The sequence below is a fragment of the Kitasatospora sp. SC0581 genome (genome assembly GCF_048159585.1).
Taxonomy (GTDB): Bacteria; Actinomycetota; Actinomycetes; order Streptomycetales; family Streptomycetaceae; genus Kitasatospora.
In genome coordinates, this window is the sequence record NZ_JBLRWA010000017.1 from 48,214 (window position 1) to 65,023 (window position 16,810).

General features: G+C 71.8%; 16 protein-coding genes. 7 read left to right on the forward strand and 9 right to left on the reverse strand.

The genetic code is table 11. The annotated features are described in order from the left end of the window. Positions 1 to 11 precede the first annotated feature (11 nt). Genes ACLWS4_RS23960 through ACLWS4_RS23970 form a run of 3 tightly spaced genes read right to left on the reverse strand, consistent with a single transcriptional unit; the run spans position 12 to position 3,597 of the window. A complete protein-coding gene (locus ACLWS4_RS23960) occupies positions 12 to 812 on the reverse strand; it encodes a 3-oxoacyl-ACP reductase (RefSeq protein WP_049649878.1) in 801 nt (266 codons plus the stop codon). Positions 813 to 819: 7 nt separating this feature from the next. Next, a complete protein-coding gene (locus ACLWS4_RS23965; RefSeq protein ID WP_117487187.1) occupies positions 820 to 2,199 on the reverse strand; it encodes an aldehyde dehydrogenase family protein in 1,380 nt (459 codons plus the stop codon). A 3-nt stretch (positions 2,200 to 2,202) separates the two neighbouring features. Then, the gene (locus ACLWS4_RS23970; RefSeq protein WP_074002342.1) at positions 2,203 to 3,597 is read right to left on the reverse strand and encodes a glutamine synthetase family protein; all 1,395 of its coding nucleotides are present in this window, start codon (positions 3,595 to 3,597) and stop codon (positions 2,203 to 2,205) included. Between the two features lie 165 nt (positions 3,598 to 3,762). Here ACLWS4_RS23970 and ACLWS4_RS23975 point away from each other — a divergent pair, with 165 nt between their 5' ends. The 3 genes from ACLWS4_RS23975 (at position 3,763) to ACLWS4_RS23985 (ending at position 6,802) form a co-directional block, all read left to right on the forward strand. Continuing rightward, positions 3,763 to 4,491 (forward strand): gamma-glutamyl-gamma-aminobutyrate hydrolase family protein, encoded by a 729-nt coding sequence (locus ACLWS4_RS23975; protein WP_049649881.1) that lies wholly within the window; start codon positions 3,763 to 3,765, stop codon positions 4,489 to 4,491. Positions 4,492 to 4,685: 194 nt separating this feature from the next. Beyond that, positions 4,686 to 5,840, forward strand: coding sequence for a cation diffusion facilitator family transporter (locus tag ACLWS4_RS23980; protein WP_117487189.1), 1,155 nt, complete (start codon positions 4,686 to 4,688; stop codon positions 5,838 to 5,840). Between the two features lie 59 nt (positions 5,841 to 5,899). Then, positions 5,900 to 6,802 carry a 5'-3' exonuclease gene (locus ACLWS4_RS23985; protein WP_117491547.1) on the forward strand — a complete coding sequence of 301 codons (903 nt, stop codon included), beginning with the start codon at positions 5,900 to 5,902 and terminating at the stop codon, positions 6,800 to 6,802. 68 nt (positions 6,803 to 6,870) lie between these two features. On the opposite strand, the gene ACLWS4_RS23990 is transcribed toward ACLWS4_RS23985, so the two are convergent. The 6 genes from ACLWS4_RS23990 to ACLWS4_RS24015 form a co-directional block, all read right to left on the reverse strand. Next, the gene (locus tag ACLWS4_RS23990) at positions 6,871 to 7,347 is read right to left on the reverse strand and encodes an NUDIX hydrolase (protein WP_416875192.1); all 477 of its coding nucleotides are present in this window, start codon (positions 7,345 to 7,347) and stop codon (positions 6,871 to 6,873) included. Between the two features lie 7 nt (positions 7,348 to 7,354). Continuing rightward, positions 7,355 to 7,981, reverse strand: coding sequence for a dTMP kinase (locus ACLWS4_RS23995; protein WP_416875193.1), 627 nt, complete (start codon positions 7,979 to 7,981; stop codon positions 7,355 to 7,357). Continuing rightward, entirely contained in the window at positions 7,978 to 9,492 is a 1,515-nt protein-coding gene (locus tag ACLWS4_RS24000) for a B12-binding domain-containing radical SAM protein (protein ID WP_416875194.1), read from the reverse strand. Before ACLWS4_RS24000 ends, ACLWS4_RS23995 begins: the two co-directional genes overlap by 4 nt. Next, on the reverse strand, positions 9,446 to 10,303 hold the full coding sequence (locus ACLWS4_RS24005; protein ID WP_416875195.1) for a hypothetical protein: 858 nt from the start codon (positions 10,301 to 10,303) through the stop codon (positions 9,446 to 9,448). Before ACLWS4_RS24005 ends, ACLWS4_RS24000 begins: the two co-directional genes overlap by 47 nt. A gap of 294 nt (positions 10,304 to 10,597) precedes the next feature. Beyond that, complete coding sequence (locus tag ACLWS4_RS24010; protein ID WP_416875196.1) at positions 10,598 to 11,551, reverse strand: hypothetical protein; 954 nt, start codon at positions 11,549 to 11,551, stop codon at positions 10,598 to 10,600. After that, positions 11,548 to 12,231, reverse strand: coding sequence for an ATP-binding protein (locus ACLWS4_RS24015; RefSeq protein ID WP_416875197.1), 684 nt, complete (start codon positions 12,229 to 12,231; stop codon positions 11,548 to 11,550). The genes ACLWS4_RS24010 and ACLWS4_RS24015 overlap by 4 nt, the downstream gene beginning before the upstream one ends. A 301-nt stretch (positions 12,232 to 12,532) precedes the next feature. Here ACLWS4_RS24015 and ACLWS4_RS24020 point away from each other — a divergent pair, with 301 nt between their 5' ends. The 4 genes from ACLWS4_RS24020 to ACLWS4_RS24035 all read left to right on the forward strand — a co-directional run bounded on the left by ACLWS4_RS24020 (position 12,533) and on the right by ACLWS4_RS24035 (position 16,650). Continuing rightward, on the forward strand, positions 12,533 to 13,723 hold the full coding sequence (locus ACLWS4_RS24020; RefSeq protein WP_416875198.1) for a tetratricopeptide repeat protein: 1,191 nt from the start codon (positions 12,533 to 12,535) through the stop codon (positions 13,721 to 13,723). A 192-nt stretch (positions 13,724 to 13,915) separates the two neighbouring features. Then, the gene (locus ACLWS4_RS24025; protein WP_049649896.1) at positions 13,916 to 14,818 is read left to right on the forward strand and encodes a phosphotransferase; all 903 of its coding nucleotides are present in this window, start codon (positions 13,916 to 13,918) and stop codon (positions 14,816 to 14,818) included. A 337-nt stretch (positions 14,819 to 15,155) separates the two neighbouring features. Further along, positions 15,156 to 15,644 carry a TrmO family methyltransferase domain-containing protein gene (locus ACLWS4_RS24030; protein WP_416875199.1) on the forward strand — a complete coding sequence of 163 codons (489 nt, stop codon included), beginning with the start codon at positions 15,156 to 15,158 and terminating at the stop codon, positions 15,642 to 15,644. A 337-nt stretch (positions 15,645 to 15,981) separates the two neighbouring features. Further along, positions 15,982 to 16,650, forward strand: coding sequence for a YdcF family protein (locus ACLWS4_RS24035; protein WP_416875200.1), 669 nt, complete (start codon positions 15,982 to 15,984; stop codon positions 16,648 to 16,650). The last annotated feature ends 160 nt before the right edge of the window (positions 16,651 to 16,810 follow it).

Sequence of the window (16,810 nt, forward strand, 5' to 3'; positions counted from 1 at the left end):
CCCGCGGGCGGCTACAGCGGTGTGACGTACGCCCCGGAGATGCCGCCGTCCACCAGGAACTCGCTCGCCGTGATGAACGAGGAGTCGTCGCTGGCCAGGAAGGCCACCGCGGCGGCGATCTCCTCGGCCCGGGCGAACCGGCCGAGCGGGATGTGCACCAGCCGGCGGGCGGCCCGCTCCGGGTCCTTGGCGAACAGCTCGCGCAGCAGCGGGGTGTCCACCGGCCCCGGCGAGAGCGCGTTGACCCGGATGCCCTCCCGGGCGAACTGCACGCCCAGCTCGCGGGACATCGCCAGCACCCCGCCCTTGGAGGCGGTGTAGGAGATCTGCGAGGTGGCCGCGCCCATCCGGGCCACGAAGCTGGCGGTGTTGATGATCGAGCCCCGCCCGTGCCGGCGCATGTACGGCAGCGCGGCCTTGCAGCACAGGTAGACCGAGGTCAGGTTGACCTCCTGGACCCTGCGCCAGGCGTCCAGGCCGGTGGTCAGGATCGAGTCGTCCTCGGGCGGCGAGATGCCCGCGTTGTTGAACGCGACGTCCACGCTGCCGCAGGTCTCGTACGCCTCGTCGAACAGCGCCTCGACCATGTACGGGTCGGTGACGTCGGTGTGCACGAACAGCCCGCCGACCTCCTTGGCGGCGGCCCGCCCGGTCTCCTCGTCGAGGTCGGCGCAGACCACCTTCGCGCCCTCCGAGGCGAGCCGGCGGGCGGCGGCCAGGCCGATCCCGCTGCCCGCGCCGGTGACCACGGCGGTGCGGCCGACCAGCCGTCGGCAGACGGGCTCGTCCGGCGCGGCGTGCTTCTCGCTCATCGGGCTGTCACTCCTCGCTGTGGATGAAGACGTTCTTGGTCTCGGTGAAGTGACGCAGCGCGTCCGGCCCCAGCTCGCGGCCCACCCCGGACTCGCCGAAGCCGCCGAAGGGCGTCCAGTAGCGCACCGAGGAGTGCGAGTTGACCGACAGGTTGCCCGCCCGTACGCCCCGGGCCAGGCGCAGCGCGCGGCCGACGTCCCTGGTCCAGATCGAGCCGGACAGGCCGTAGCGGGTGGCGTTGGCCAGCCGCAGCGCGTCGGCCTCGTCGGTGAACGGCAGGACGGCGGCGACCGGTCCGAAGATCTCCTCGGTGACGGCCGGGACCTCCGGGTCCTCGGGGGCGACCACCGTCGGCGGGTACCAGTAGCCGGGCCCGTCCGGGACCTTGCCGCGGGCCAGCACCGGCAGGTCGGGGGTGAGGTAGGAGGCCACCCGGCGGACCTGGGCGGCCGAGATCAGCGGGCCGAGCTGGGTCTGCGGGTCGGTCGGGTCGCCGGTGCGCAGGGTGTCGACGGCGGGCAGCAGCAGGGCGAGGAAGTCCTCGTACACCTCGCGCTGGACCAGGATCCGGCTGCGGGCGCAGCAGTCCTGGCCGCTGTTGTCGGCGAAGGAGAGCGGGTCGGCGGCGCGGGCCAGGTCGGCGTCGGCGAAGACGATGTTGGGGCTCTTGCCGCCGAGCTCCAGGGTGACCCGCTTGGCGCGGGCGGCGCAGCGGGCGGCGACCTCCTTGCCGACGAGGGTCGAGCCGGTGAAGACGATCTTGCGGACGGCCGGGTGGTCCACCAGGGCCCGTCCGGTGGTGGCGCCCGCGCCGGGGACGGTCTGGAACAGGCCCTCGGGCAGGCCCGCCGCGAGGGCGAGTTCGGCCAGCCGCAGAGCGGTCAGCGGGGTGGCCTCGGCGGGCTTGAGCAGGACGGCGTTGCCGGCCGCCAGGGCGGGGGCGAAGCCCCAGGCGGCGATCGGCATCGGGAAGTTCCACGGCGCGATCACCCCGACCAGGCCGACCGGCTCGTGGAAGGTCACGTCCAGGCCGCCGGGGACCGGGATCTGCCGGCCGGTCAGCCGTTCCACTCCCCCGGCGGCGTACTCCAGCAGGTCCCGGACGTTGCCGGCCTCCCAGCGGGCATTGGCCTGGAGGTGGCCGGCCTCCGCCACCTCCAGGGCGGCCAGCTCCGGGACGTGCACCTCGACCTGGTCGGCGAACCGGCGCAGCAGCCGGGCGCGTTCACCGGGGGCCAGCGCCGCCCAGCCGGCCTGGGCCTTCACCGCCCGCCGGACGGCCGCGTCCAGCTGCTCGGGGGTGGTGTCGGGGACGGTGGCGAGCACCTCGCCGGTGGCGGGGTTGCGGACCGTGCTGCTCCCGGCGGTCGCGTTCGGCTCGGTCACGGCTCACATCCGTTCGAAGGATCGGTAGCGCTCCCAGTCGGTGACCGCCCCGTCGTAGGCGGACTGCTCGACCCGGGCCATGTTCAGGTAGTGCTCGACCACGTCGTCGCCGAAGGCCTCGCGGGCCAGTGCACTGTCCGCCCAGAGCCCGGCGGCCTCGCGCAGCGAGCCGGGCACCCGCGCGTACTCCTCCACCGCGTAGGCGTTGCCGAGGCAGGGCGCGGGCAGGTCCAGCTTGCGCTGCAGCCCGTGCAGGCCGGCCGCGATCATCCCGGCCACCGCGAGGTACGGGTTGACGTCGCCGCCCGGCACCCGGTTCTCCATCCGCAGGCCGGGGCCGTGGCCGACCACCCGGTAGGCGCAGGTGCGGTTGTCCCGGCCCCAGGCGACGGCGGTCGGGGCGAAGGAGCCCGGGCGGTAGCGCTTGTAGGAGTTGATGTTCGGCGCGTACAGCAGGCTGAACTCGCGCAGCGCGACCAGCTGGCCGGCCAGGAAGTGCCGCATGGTGTCGGTCATCCGGCCGTCCCGATCGGCGAAGGCGGGGGCGCCGACGGCGTCGCGCAGCGAGAGGTGGATGTGGCAGCTGTTGCCCTCGCGCTCGTCGTACTTGGCCATGAAGGTGAGCGCGCAGCCGAGTTGGGCGGCGATCTCCTTCGCGCCGGTCTTGTAGACGCTGTGCTGGTCGCAGGTGGTGAGGGCGTCGGCGTAGCGGAAGGCGATCTCGTGCTGGCCGAGGTTGCACTCGCCCTTGGCGGACTCCACCACCAGGCCGGCGCCGGCCATCTCGGTGCGGATCCGGGACAGCAGCGGCTCGACCCGGGCGGTGCCCAGCATCGAGTAGTCCACGTTGTAGAGGTTCGCCGGGGTCAGGCCGCGGTAGCCGCCCAGCCAGGCCTGCTCGTAGGTGTCGCGGAAGACCAGGAACTCCAGCTCGGTGCCGATGTCGGCGGCCAGACCGTACTCGGCGAGCCGGGCGATCTGGCGGCGCAGCAGCTGGCGCGGGGCGGCGTCCACCGGGTGGCCGCCGTGCCGGGCGAGGTCGGCGGTGACCTGGGCGGTGCCGGGCTGCCAGGGGGTCAGCCGCAGGGTGCCGAGGTCGGGGCGCATCGCGAAGTCGCCGTAGCCGGTGGCCCAGGAGGAGAAGGCGTAGCCGTCCACGGTGTTCAGGTCGACGTCGACGGCCAGCAGGTAGTCGCAGGCCTCGGCGCCGTGCTCGGCCACCTCGTCGAGGAAGAACCGGGCGGCGAAGCGCTTGCCCTGGAGGCGCCCCTGCATGTCGGTGAAGGCGAGCGCGACGGTGTGCACCTCGCCGGTGTCCACCAGGGCGCGCAGCCGGTCCAGGGTCAGCGGCGGCCGGGGCGGCGAGCCCGCGGCGGCCCGTTCGGGCGTTTCGGACATACCGAACCCTCCTCCTCGATCACTCTTCGAGATCAAACGGTCACAGCGAACCGTACGGCCTGCGACTCGCGGGGCGGAAGAGGGCGGGTGGGTGTCGGGCGCCCGTGGCGCGCCGACGCGCGTGGCTGACGGTGGATCAGGTGCTCCGGGGGGAGAATGCGCGCCATGGATCGCAGGCCTTTGATCGGCGTCAGCACCTACCTGGTGGACGCGAGTTGGAGCGATTGGCGGGGCCGCCGGGTGGCCCTGCTGCCCGAGCGGTACACCGCGCAGGTCCGGGACTCCGGCGGGATCGCGGTCCTGCTGCCGCCGGACGTCCCGGAGCGCGCCCCGGAGGTGCTGGCCCGGCTGGACGGCCTGGTGATCGCGGGCGGGCCGGACATCGACCCGGCGTACTACGGGGAGCCGGCCCACCCGGCGACGGAGGTGGACTCGCCGGAGCGGGACGCCTGGGAGGTCGCGCTGCTGCGGTCGGCGCTGGCGGCGGGGATGCCGCTGCTGGCGGTCTGCCGGGGGATGCAGGTCCTGAACGTGGTGTGCGGCGGGACGCTGGTGCAGCACCTGCCGGACGTGGTGCCGGTGGACGTGCACGGCGGCTCGCCCGGGTGCTACGGCTCGCACCTGGTGCGGCCGGTGCCGGGGACGCTGCTGGGCGGGCTGCTGCCGGAGAGCGAGCTGGAGGTGCCGACCTTCCACCACCAGGCCGTCGACCGGGTGGGGGCGGGCCTGCGGGTGAGCGCCCACGCACCGGACGGGACGGTGGAGGCGGTGGAGGGGCCGGGGTTCGCGCTCGGGGTGCAGTGGCACCCGGAGCAGGGGGACGACCTGCGGCTGATGCGGGCCCTGGTCCGGGCGGCCACCGCGGCGGTCCTCGACGCGATGGCGCTGGGGTAGATCAACTGGGCGCGGGGGAACGGGAGTTCGGGAGACCGGCCGGGTGCGGAGTGAGCCGGATCCGGCCGCCCGGACGGGAACGACAACGGTCACCAGTACAACCTTTGGATCTTTGTCGATTCTGCGGTTCACTTCGGTTGCGGGGCGGTCGTATCGCGCCCCCTTTCCCACCCGTGCGCCCAGAGAGGACTTCCATGGCCGGGCACGAGCACTCGCACGATGATCATGCGCATGACCAGAGGCACTCGCCCTCCCACTCGCACGGCTCCGGGGGGCACGCGCATGGTTCGGGCGGGCACGCGCACGGTTCCGGGGGGCACTCCCACGGCTCCGGAGGGCACGGCGGCCACTCGCACGGCGTCGCCGCCGACGCGGACCGCCGCTGGCTGCTCAGCGCCCTCGCCCTGATCGTCGTCTTCATGGCCGGCGAGGTCGTGGTCGGCTTCGCCGCCCAGTCCCTGGCCCTGATCTCGGACGCGGCGCACATGCTCACCGACGCCGCCTCGATCGTGCTCGCGCTGATCGCCATGCGGCTCGCCGCCCGCCCGGCCCGGGGCGGCTACACCTACGGCCTCAAGCGCGCCGAGATCCTCTCCGCGCAGGCCAACGGGGTCACCCTGCTGGTGCTGTCGGCCTGGCTGGGCTACGAGGCGGTCACCCGGCTGCTCGAGCCGCCGCAGGTCACCGGCTCGCTGGTGCTGATCACCGCGCTGATCGGGATCGTCGTCAACCTCGCGGCCACCTGGTGCATGTCCAAGGCCAACCGCAGCTCGCTGAACGTCGAAGGCGCCTTCCAGCACGTCCTGACCGACCTGTACGCCTTCATCGCCACCGCCGTCGCCGGCGCGATCGTACTGACCACCGGCTTCGCCCGGGCCGACGCCATCGCCTCGCTGATCGTCGTCGCACTGATGCTCAAGGCCGGCATCGCGCTGGTCCGGGACTCCGGACGGATCTTCCTGGAGGCCGCCCCGGCCGGGATCGACCCGGACGCCGTCGCCGACCGGATGGTCACGGAACCGCTGGTCGAGGAGATCCACGACCTGCACATCTGGGAGATCACCTCCGGCCAGCCCGCCCTGTCCGCGCACATCCTCGTCACCCCCGGCGGCGACTGCCACGCGGTGCGGCGCTCCCTGCAGCGCCGGCTCTCGGACGAGTACGGCATCACCCACTCCACCCTCCAGGTCGACCACGTCGGCGAGGACGAGGCCGGCGCGCTGCTGCAGATCGCCACCCCGCCCGACTCCACCGCCGCCCCCAACGGCGCCTCCGCCGCCTCCTCCGCCGCCGAGCACTGCGCCGACTCCCACGGCCCGGTCCACCGCGCCGGACCGCACGAGCACTGAGAACCGGCGGTCCGTCACCGCCGTACGGCATGATCTGAGACGTGACCGCACCGCGACTGATGCTGCTCGACTCCGCCAGCCTGTACTTCCGGGCCTACTACGGCGTACCGGACACCCTGCGCTCGCCGCAGGGTGAGCCGGTCAACGCCGTCCGCGGCCTGCTGGACTTCATCGCCCGGCTGGTCCACGACCACCGGCCCGACCAGCTGGTCGCCTGCATGGACGCCGACTGGCGCCCGCAGTGGCGGGTCGACCTCGTCCCCTCCTACAAGACCCACCGGGTCGCCGAGGCCGCCGAGGACGGCGAGGAGGAGGTGCCCGACACCCTGGCCCCGCAGGTCCCGGTGATCGAGCAGGTGCTGGACGCCCTCGGCATCGCCCGGGTCGGCTCCCCCGGTTACGAGGCGGACGACGTGATCGGCACCCTCACCGCCCGCGCCACCGGCCCGGTGCAGATCGTCACCGGCGACCGCGACCTCTTCCAACTGGTCGACGACGCCCGCGGGATCACCGTGCTCTACCCGGTCAAGGGCATGGGCAACCTCCAGGTCACCGACGACGCGCTGCTCCAGGAGAAGTACGGCGTACGCGGCGCCCAGTACGCCGACATGGCCGCCCTGCGCGGGGACCCGTCCGACGGCCTGCCCGGCGTCAAGGGCATCGGCGAGAAGACCGCCGCCCAACTGATCAACGAGTACGGCGACCTCCCGGCCATCCGCGCCGCCGCCCTCGACCTCGGCTCCAAGCTCACCCCGGCCCGCCGCCGCAACATCGTCGAAGGCGCCGCCTACCTCGACGTCGCCCCCACCGTCGTCCGCGTCGCCCCCGACGCCCCCCTCCCGGACTTCGACCCGGTCCTCCCCCGCGAACCCCTCTACCCCATGACCCTGGAGGAACTCTCCACCCGCTGGGGCCTCGGCACCTCCCTCGACCGCCTCCTGGAATCCCTCGCCACCCGCTGACCCCGATTCCACCCCGGGGCCCGCACGTTCGCCTCGAACGCGCGGGCCCCTGCCCTACCGGCCGACCGCTACGCGGCCGGCCAGCCGTGGTACGCCAGGCCGCCGGGATCGGTGAGGGCGCCGCGGATGCCTGCGGCGGGGTACGGGATCAGGTCGTCGGGCAGGTCGTCCTCGGCGAACCAGCGCAGGTCCAGGCACTTCTCGGGCTCGCGGTTGACGGGCTCCCCCTGCCACGCGGTGGCGAGGTAGAACAGGCCGAGGCGCAGGGGCGCGGAGTCCTGGTGGTGCAGGACGGTGTAGGCGAGGCGGAGGCGGGCCGGGTCGGTCGTGATGCCGGTCTCCTCCGCCAGCTCGCGGGCGGCGCCGTGGGCGGGCTTCTCGCCGGGGTCAAGCTTGCCGCTGGGGGCGTGCCACTGGCCGTAGCCGTAGGGGCCGCCGCGCTGGGAGAGCAGGATCTTGCCGTCCGGGGTGCGCAGGACGACGTGCACGTCCACGATCGGGAGCGGGGCGGACGCGGTGGCGGGGCTGGTGTCGCTGGTGCTCATGTTCTCTCTAACTGCCGTACGGGGTTTTGGTGTTGATCGTCCGGTGCGGTACCGCTTCCAGGATGGCCTGTGCGGTCTGCTCGGGGGACAGGTGGGTGGTGTCCACGGTGTGGAGGTGGTAGCCGAGCCGTTCGAGGACGGGGACGGCCTCCTGGTAGAGCAGCAGTTCGCGGGCGGTGGCGGCGGCGTCGAGTTCGAAGCGGTGGCGGGTGCCGCGGTGGGCGAGGCGGCGCTGCACGGTGTCGGGGTCGGCGGTGAGGAGGACGGCGAGGTCGGGGACGTCGGCGCCCTGGTTGACGGTGAGGAGGAAGTCGGTGTCGACACCGTCGGCGCGCTGGAGGACGAGGGTGGAGGGCAGGTAGCGGTCCAGCAGCACGGTGGTGCCGGCGGCGCGGCGGGGGCGGACGTCGGTGTCGAGCTGGTGGAGGCGGTCGGCGGCGACGGCCAGGGCGAGGGCGCGGCCGCGCATCGTCGCGGCGCTCGCGCGCACGGCCTGGCCGTAGGGGGTGGCGGAGGGGCCGGTGGCGGTGTGGACGGTGTGTCCGGCCTCCCGCAGGGCGCGGGCGGTGGCGGCGACGGCGGTGGACTTGCCCAGGCCGCTGGGCCCGTCCACGGTGAGCAGCAGGCCGTTCACGCGGTCACCTCCCGGCGGGCCGCGGTGGCGGTGTTGCGGTGGTGCTGTTCGCGGGAGATGTCGGCGAGCCAGTCGTACAGCTGGGTGAGGGGGACGTGGCCGAACTGTTGGCCGGTGGCGAAGTTGAACTCGTCGCGGTCGCGCATGGCCTCGTCGGCGCCGTGTCCGGTGAGGTCGACGTCCTGGTAGGTCTGCAGGGCCTCGGGGTCCCAGCCCTGGCGGACGAGGTCGGCGAAGACGGGTGATCCGGGGTAGGGGCGGAAGGTGAACGCGGAGGCGCGGAAGGTGCCGGGCAGGCGGTCGGACAGGGCCCAGAGTGCGCGGATGTGGGCGAGGGTGGCGAGGGCGTCGTCCCTGGTCTCGCCGGGGTAGCCGAGGATGAAGTACCCCTTCACGCCGATGCCCTTCTCCAGCAGGCGGCGGGCGACGGTGAGGGTCATCGCGGGGGTGATCCGCTTGTCCATGGCCTCCAGGACCCGGGCGGAGCCGGATTCGATGCCGAGTGCGACCTCGCGCAGTCCGTTGGCGCGCAGCCGTTCCAGGACGGTGTCGCTTTCGCGGTCGAGGACGTTGATGCGGCCGGTGGCGTCCCACACGTACCTCTCGCCGACGCGTTCGGCGGCGAAGGCGTCCAGGGCGGGGTGGATGACGCGGCGGGCGCCGAGGAAGAGGTCGTCCACCGCGCGGAAGGCGGTGCAGCCGAGGTCGGCGTGGAGCCGGTGCATCTCGGCGACGATGTTCTCGGGGGTGCGGGTGCGGATGCTGACCTCGGGGTTCATGGAGGCGGCGGCGCCGCAGAACCCGCATTCGTAGGGGCAGCCGCGCGAGCACACCAGGTTGGCCTCGATGCGGCCGTCGGCTGCCCGGTGCGGGTCCTGGGTGAGGAAGCGGCGGTCGAGGGCGAGGGCGTTGATGTCGGGGGCGAGCCAGCGGGCGGTGTCGCCGCGTTGCGGGATGCCGCGGGCGGTGGTGCCGAGCAGGCGGTCGCGCCACATCACCTTCGGCAGTTCGCGGCGCCGGTGGAGGTCGCCGAGCAGGGCGGTGACCCGGGTCTCGCCCTCGCCGATCACCAAGGCCTCCAGGCGGGCGAAGCGCGGGTCGTCCAGGACGCGCCGCGGGTCGGCCTTGGCGTGGTGGCCGCCGGCCATCAGCGCGATCACCGGGTCCAGGGCGGCGGCGATCCGCGCCGTCAGTTCGTAGGTCGGGGCGAGGAGGTTGAACGCGGCCCAGCGCGGCCGCAGCGCGTTGACGGTGTCGATGGTGCGCCGGACGCCGAGTCCGTGGGCCTCGGCGTCCAGGATCCCGACGTTGAAGCCGTGCGCGGCGGCGTGGGTGGCGATGTAGCCCATGCCGAGGACCGGCAGTGTGTAGTCGTTGACGCGCGGGCGCAGGCCGTAGTCGCGCAGCGGGGCGTTGACGAACAGGCAGTCGAGGGAGCGGTGCGGGTCGGCTCCGGCGACCAGGTCACGGGCGGTGCGGGTCTGTTCCTCCGAGCTGATCGGTGCGGGCATGGGCCCCCCAGGTGAGTGTCGACAGGGTGAGGGTGTGCAGGTGGCGCGGTTCTCCGTCGGCCAGGTGGTGCCAGTGCGCGCCGAACAGGGCCTCGGTCCTCTTCGGCTTGTCGGCGGCGGGCCAGGGGTGGTCGGGGGCGATGCGGGCGGCCCAGGTGCGGACCGCGAGGTCGGCGTGCGGGTACACGGAGAAGTCGCCGGTGAAGTCGGCGGCCGCTGCGGCTGCCGTCCAGGGCCCGATCCGCGGCACGGTGACGAGCGCGGCGGCGAGGGCCGGGGCGTCCAGCTGCTCCCAGCGGGTGCGGTGCTCCTGGTAGGCGCCGGCGGCCGCGCGCAGGGCGGTGCGGTGGAACGTGGTGCCGACGGCGGCGAACTGCTCGTCGGTCAGGGCGAGGACGGTTTCGGGCGTCGGGGCGGTGCGGAGGGCTGGGTCGGTGCCCGGCAGAGCGGTGCCGTGGGTCGCGCACCAGCCGCGGTAGAGGCGGCGGGCCTGGTCAGCGCGGACGACCTGGCGCAGGACGGCGGTGGTGATCGCGTCCCACAGCCACGGGTTGGCCACGCGCACGCTCGGCCCGAGACCGTGCAGGCCGGTGAGGAGGGCGGCCGGGACCGTGCCGGGCAGCGACGCCGGGTCGGTGGTGACGAGGGCGGGCTTGGTGTCCTCCGTGCCGTCCACGCAGGCCAGGTCGAGGCCGTCGGGGGTGAGGGTGGCCAGCCAGCGGCCGTCGGCGGTGCGCAGGGGGCGCTGCCGGTGGCCGGTGGTGGGGTTCTCCTGCCAGGCGGGGTGGTCGGTCGTCAGGACGGTGTGCACGGGACGCTCCTTGCCTCGGGTGCCGAAGTGGCCGCCCCAGCTTGCCAACTCCGGGCGGGTGCCGGGGCCGGTTCGACCGGGATCCCGTCGGCGCCGGGGCGTGGGGCCCGGCACATTTCAGCGGCGCTCGGACAGGAGACCGATCACGCCGGTGGCGGGGAAGTTTCGATAGAGCGTGTGGTGCTCGGTGTCGGTCATCCGGCATGAGTGCACCGGCGCCTCTCCGCTGAGGGGTGCCGGCCAGGCGGAGACCTGCGGGATCAGGTCGGTGGCGGCGCAGGGGCCGCAGCGTCCTCATCGCGGCCCCCAGTTCCACGGGACCGAGTGGGCGCCGCGCAGGCACGCGAGGCGGTGGGCGGCCTCCTGGCGGATGTTGGCGTCGAGATGGGCGCGGCGGACCGTGTTCATCGCCGCGGTGAGGACAACGATGTCGCGTACGACCTGGTAGCCGGACCAGGCTCCGATGTAGGGGTGGTCCGGGAGCCGATCCTCCCGCTCGTAGGAGAGGTAGGTGTCGGCGTAGGTCCGGTGGTCCTGACGCGGGCCGGTGAGCAGTTCGGAGCGCCAGCGGGCGGCGACCAGGTCCCACTCGCGGTGGCCGCGTCGGAGCGGGCGGCGCAGCAGGAGTCCGACGTGGACTCCGTCGTCATGGCAGGGGACCATGCCGAGGGCGCCGAGGACGACGGTTTCCGGTGTCGGCCAGTCGAGGTAGTCCCACTCTTCTCGCAGTTGGGCGGCGCGTTCGCGCAGGAACCGGCGGGCGGACTCGTCCAGCGGCGCGTCGTCCAAGCCGTCCAGCAGGTGGGCGAACGGGTCGTGCTCCCGCAGCCACGGAGCCGTCCCGGGGTCGATGCGGTGGGTGAGGGCGGTCACCCACGCGGAGAGGGACGTGTCGGTGCTCGGCTTCCCTGGGTCCTGCCAGAAGGTCACGGCCTGGCCGTCGACGGCCGCGCGGACCTCGGTGTAGTAGGCGGAGGTGACGGGGAGCAGGTGCTCCCGGAGGAACTGCGCGCCCTTGATGAGCGCCCAGGCCTCGTCCACGTCCGGGTGGACGATGGCGAGTGCGCGCGAGCGCGAGCCGAGCGACCACAGGTGGTTCGGGCTGTCGCTGAGCAGTTCGGCTTTCGCGGGGTCGTCGCCGGTGGCCACGCAGGCCTGCGTCAGGGCCTCGTAGGAGGCCGCGATGTCCAGTCTGCGGGCGGGGCTGATGGTCTTGAGCAGCTTTCTGGTTCGCGTTCCGACGCTCATGGAGCAGTCCTCGGGTACGGAGTGGAAGGGTGGACGGGAGTGGCGGCCCGGCCCGGCCCGTGGAGACGTCGGCTCGCGGCCGTCGGCACGACGGTGCGTTCCCCAGGCCGTTGTGCCGGTCGGTTCGGCCTCGGCGTATTCCCGGGTGCGTGCCCGGGGCCGACCATCAGGCAACGCTCGGGGGGCCGCACGACGGCCTTCGGCTGCACTTCCGCCTCAGCGGCGGTGGCCTGGCCGAAGGTCGCCGGTTCCACGTCGAGTTCGAACCAGACGGACCAGCCGGTGGGCCGCCCCTGAAGGTCGATCCGCTGGTGCCATCCGATGTCGTCCGCGTAACCGTCGACGACCACCAGTCCGCGGCCACTGGTCGCCTCGAGGTCGTCGACGCTGCTGTTCATCGCCGCTTCGACCACGCTCGGGTCCGTCACTGTGGTCCGCAAACGGCCGCGCTCCCGGTCGACGCCCACTTCGATCAACAACACGGCTTCACGGTCAGGGCCTTGACCGGCGGCGTGCTTGATCGCGTTGTCGACGAACTCCGACGAACACACGCGGAGCGCGTACGCCCGGGACTCGTCGAGGACGATGCCGGCTCTCGCGACCTCCTCGGACAACAGGTTGCGGATCGCGCCGAGGGACGCGGTTGTGACCTTGGCTTTGACCTCCAGGACACGGTGCATGGCTGTTCCTCCTGGCTGGACATGGGCAAGTGTTCCCGGGTCATTGGCGGGGGTGGCGAGTGGTGGCCATCGCGTGTCCACAGAGACTCGCCGCGTCAGAGTCGAGGGGCAAGCGGAAGAAGTTGCCGTTACGAGCCGGACTCACTGCTTTGACGCCAGCGGTGATGCAAACCGGCAATGAGTTACTGGTTTTGACGGTCAGTCAGTGACCCCGGGCGACTAGGCTGTCGCTCGGCGATAGTGGAGGTGGGGCGTGGGTCACAAGCCGTCCTGCGCAGCGAGTACCAGGGCCCGTGCCTTGGTGAACGGCTGGACGATCGACATGGCGGTGGCTGCGATCGTTGAGTGCTGTGGCGTTACGCGCCTCCGTGCTCACCGCTTCGCCCGGGGGTGGACACGAGCTCGTGCCGTCAGCGAACTGATCGCCCTGTGCGATGGGTTGGCGCTCGACCGTCCGAATCCGGACGCCGAGCAGCTGGGCGCGTGGGAGCGGAGCGCTCGGATGCCGCGGGCTCAGACCATCGACCTTCTGTGTCGCCTCTACCGGACCGATGCGCAAGGACTGGGACTTTCCGGTGGCTACCGGGCGGATGTGTGCTCGCCTGTGACCGTGTTCACGCCGCCCGTCGCACCCGATGTTCCGGTGACCGAACGTGCGGCCGCACCCGGGTCGCCTGACGTGAGCGACCCGTTCGATGCTGTGGCCCGCGCACACCGGCGCGCCATCGAACGCACGCTGGCGAGCACGACGCTCACCACCGGGGAGCTGGAGTCCCTGGACGGGAAGCTCCTCACGCTGCGACGGGACTACGTGTCCGACCCCCCGATGGTGATGCTGGCACGGCTGCTGACAACCCTGGAGGAAGTCCGGCAGTACTCCGAAGAGCGGCAGCCGGCGCTCGTCCAGGTGCGTCTGTCCGAGATGATCGCCGTGCTGTCCACTCTGACCGCGGACGCCCTGATGAAGCTGGGACGAAAGGAGCAGGCCCGGGACTGGTACGGGACCGGGAAGTCAGCAGCCGACGACAGCGGCAACCGCGAACTGCGCACACGAGTGCGAGTGCAAGCAGCAATGCTGCCGTTCTACTACGGGCCTCTGACCGAGGCAGCAGCCCTTGCCCACGAGGCTGTGCTCCTCAACCGCGGGCGGCCGTCCGCGACAGGAGCGTTCGCCGCCGCCGCGGAAGCCCGGATCAAGGCTCGCCAGGGAGACGAGGACGGCGCCCGCGCGTCGATCGCACAAGCCCGCGGGCTGTTCGAACGCAGTCGGCAGGCAGCCCTGGAGGACGATGCCTGGGCGTTCCCCTATCGGCGGCTCCAGCTCTATTTGTCGGGCGCCTTCACCGCGCTCGGCGACACGGTGCAGGCCGGCCGTGCCCAGGAGGAGGCTCTGCGCCTCTACCCCGACCACACCGGTATCGACCCGGCGCTGCTGCGCTTGGAGCAGGCCATGTGTCTGGTTCGGCAGCGGAGCGTGTCCGAGGCCTGCTAGTTGGCCCGGGACACCTACCTGGCGGTGCCCGGTGACCACCGTACGCAGATCCTCGGCACCCGCGCGGCGGATGTCATCAAGATAACGCCGAAGGAGGCGAGGCCTCGCGCAGCCCGGGAACTCGGCGAACTCCTGGCGCTTCCGTCCGGCGGGACGTGACAGATGCTTCCCCTGCCCGTCAGCCTGACAGGTATGAGTGTTCCGGTTGTCCGGGTCGGCGGGTTCGCCGAAGCCGAGGTCGTCACAATCCTCAACGCCGCGTGCGACCAGGTCGGGCTCGACCCGACCGGAGCCGTGATGCTGCGCGGCCATACCAACGCCGTCTACACGCTGCCGGCCGCCGGGGCGGTCGCCAAGATCGCGAGGGCGGGCACACCCTTGGAGAGCGTCCGCCGTACCGTCCGGCTCGTTCAGTGGCTCACCAGCAAGAACTTCCCCACCGTCGAACTGCTGCCGATGAAGCAACCGGTTGTGGTCGACGGGCATGCCGTGACGTTCTGGCACCACCTGCCCCAGCCCGACCGTCCCGTCCCGGCGGCGCATCTTGCTGTTCCCCTCCGCATGCTTCATGAGCTTCCACTACCTCCCTTCGATGTCCGTCCCGTCGACACAGCCGGTGCCATCAGGCGGTCGATCGCGAAGACCACCGCATTGCCGGCGAACGATGTCGCCTACCTCGAACGGCGGCTGACCGAGCTGGAGGACGCGCTTCGCCAGGTCCGCTACGTCCTGCCGCCGGGGTTGTCACAGGGGGACCCTCAGCACCGGAACGCGCTCCACCACGAGGATTCCGCAGTCCTGTGCGATTGGGACACCGCCTGCTTCGGGCAGCCGGAACTCGACCTCGTCACCGTCGAGATCCACTGTCGCCGCTTCGGCTACGGCCGCGCCCACTATCAGGAGTTCGCCGATGCCTACGGATTCGACGTGACGTCGTGGCAGGGCTACCCCGCCCTGTGCTCGCTCCGTGAACTGCGGATGATCACCACGAACGCCAAGCGGGCCTCAGCCGGAAGCCCGACGATCGCGGAGGTACGACACCGCATCCAAGGGCTGCGGTCCGGACACGACCGGCTCGAATGGAACATCCTCTGACCAGGCCCCGGTTCGGGCCAACGAGTTCCGACGCAACCACTTCGCCCGGATCACATGCCTCCGCCCTCTGCCTCTTGGCGAATCATCCTTGCCGGACTGCACGCCTCAGGGGCGGCAAGGAGCTTCGAGCGCAGCCTCGCGCCCTGGAAAACTTCCTCATTCTCGGTCACCTCAGCCTCGTGAAGGCCGGGCAGCGCTCCAGGGTCGCACTATCTCATCCCAGTCACTCGACGCCATGCAAACCGATCGACGCCGTCGACAGGCGCGCTGCCGAGTACTTGGCAGCCACCATCTGACCCGCCGCCCAAGCGCGGTCCGTTCCAAGGAGAGGAAACACATGAGTGACGTCTTCAGCGTGGAAGCGCTCGGGCACGTTGTAGGAGGTCGAACGGAACCGACCGACGACTTCTGGGGAGGGACGCGCGCCATCATCCGGCTCGACGGCGACAGGTTTCCGTTCGACGCGACGAAGGGGCTGGAGGAGTTCTCCCACCTCGACGTGATCTTCCGGTTCCACAGGACCGACCCGACCGATCTGAACTTCGGTGCGCGCCGCCCCCGGGACAATCCGGAATGGCCCGAGGTCGGCGTGTTCGGCCACCGGAACATGCGGCGCATCAACTGGCTCGGCTCCTCCCGCTGTCGGCTCGTGAAGGTCGACGGCCTGGACCTGCACGTCGAGGACCTGGACGCCATCGACGGCACCCCGGTCCTCGAAGTGAAGCTCTGGTTCGAGGAGTTCGGCCCGCGGGGAGAAGTCCGCCAACCCACGTGGACCAGCGAGATGCTCCGCGACTACTTCGCCCCGGCGCCGCCCACGGTCTGACCGGCGGCATTGGCTCGTTCGCGTCGGCTGTCTCTTCTCCACGAGAAGTCGACTGGGCCGACTTCCTGCGCAACGCTGTTGAGGCCCAGCGGCGAGGCGAAGCCGAAGCCGCACAGGAGGTGGAAGGTGACGGGTGAAGCGCCATGGCCGAAGGCTTGGCGCTTCACCCACCTTCACCGTCTGACCGACCACGCGACTGCCGGGGAGGGGCTCGCCCTGCTGGACAGGGCCGAGGTGCTGGCGGACACGTACGGTACGACCCACCAGCGAAGGAGCATCCGAGGCATCCGGTCCGGATTCCGGCGGGAACGGTGCCTTCAGTGAGCAGGAGAAGAACGTGGCGGACACTCAGCAGCGCGAGATCACCGACCGACAGTGGGCGGACGCCACGCTGATCTGGGAATACCACCAGATGGGGCACGAGCGGCGGCTGTGCGATGTGGCGATCGGTCTGGGCTGCCACGACCTCGGAGTGGCGGCCCAGACGGCAGCCCTGTACCTGGACGGCCTGGTGCGGAGGATCGTGTTCACGGGCGGGCCGAATCCGTCCCGGCCGGAGCTCTTCCCCCGAGGTGAGGCCGTGCACTTCACTGAGCACGCCATCGCCCTCGGGGTCCCCGAGCATGCGATCCACCAGGAGCCCCGCGCCCGCAACACCGGGCAGAACATCCAGTTCTCCCGTGACGTCCTGGAGGCCGCCGGCATCGAGGCACGGTCGGTGCTGCTCGTGACCATGCCGTACATGGAGCGCCGGGCGTTCGCGACATGCCGCAAGGTGTGGCCGGAGGCCGAGGTGGTGTGCGCCTCGACCCCGATGAGCCTGAACGACTACGTGAAGAGCATCGGCGACGACAAGCTCGTGATCGACAGCCTCGTGGGCGACCTCCAGCGGGTGATCGAGTACCCGAGGCGCGGGTTCGCCGTTGCCCAGGAGGTTCCGGAGACGGTTCATGATGCGTACCAGCGGCTCCTGGCCGACGGATTCGACAGCAAGACGCTCAACTGACGCGGCGCCGCCCTCCGGGCTGGTGTGCGCTGTCCACCAACCCAACTGCCTCCCCCGGTGAAAGCGGCCCTCGAAATGGCATGAGAGGTGTTCGGCGCCCTCGCTCGGGTGGAGCGAGGGGCGCCGGGGTTCAGCGTGGCAGTCGAGTTCCTCGTCTCCA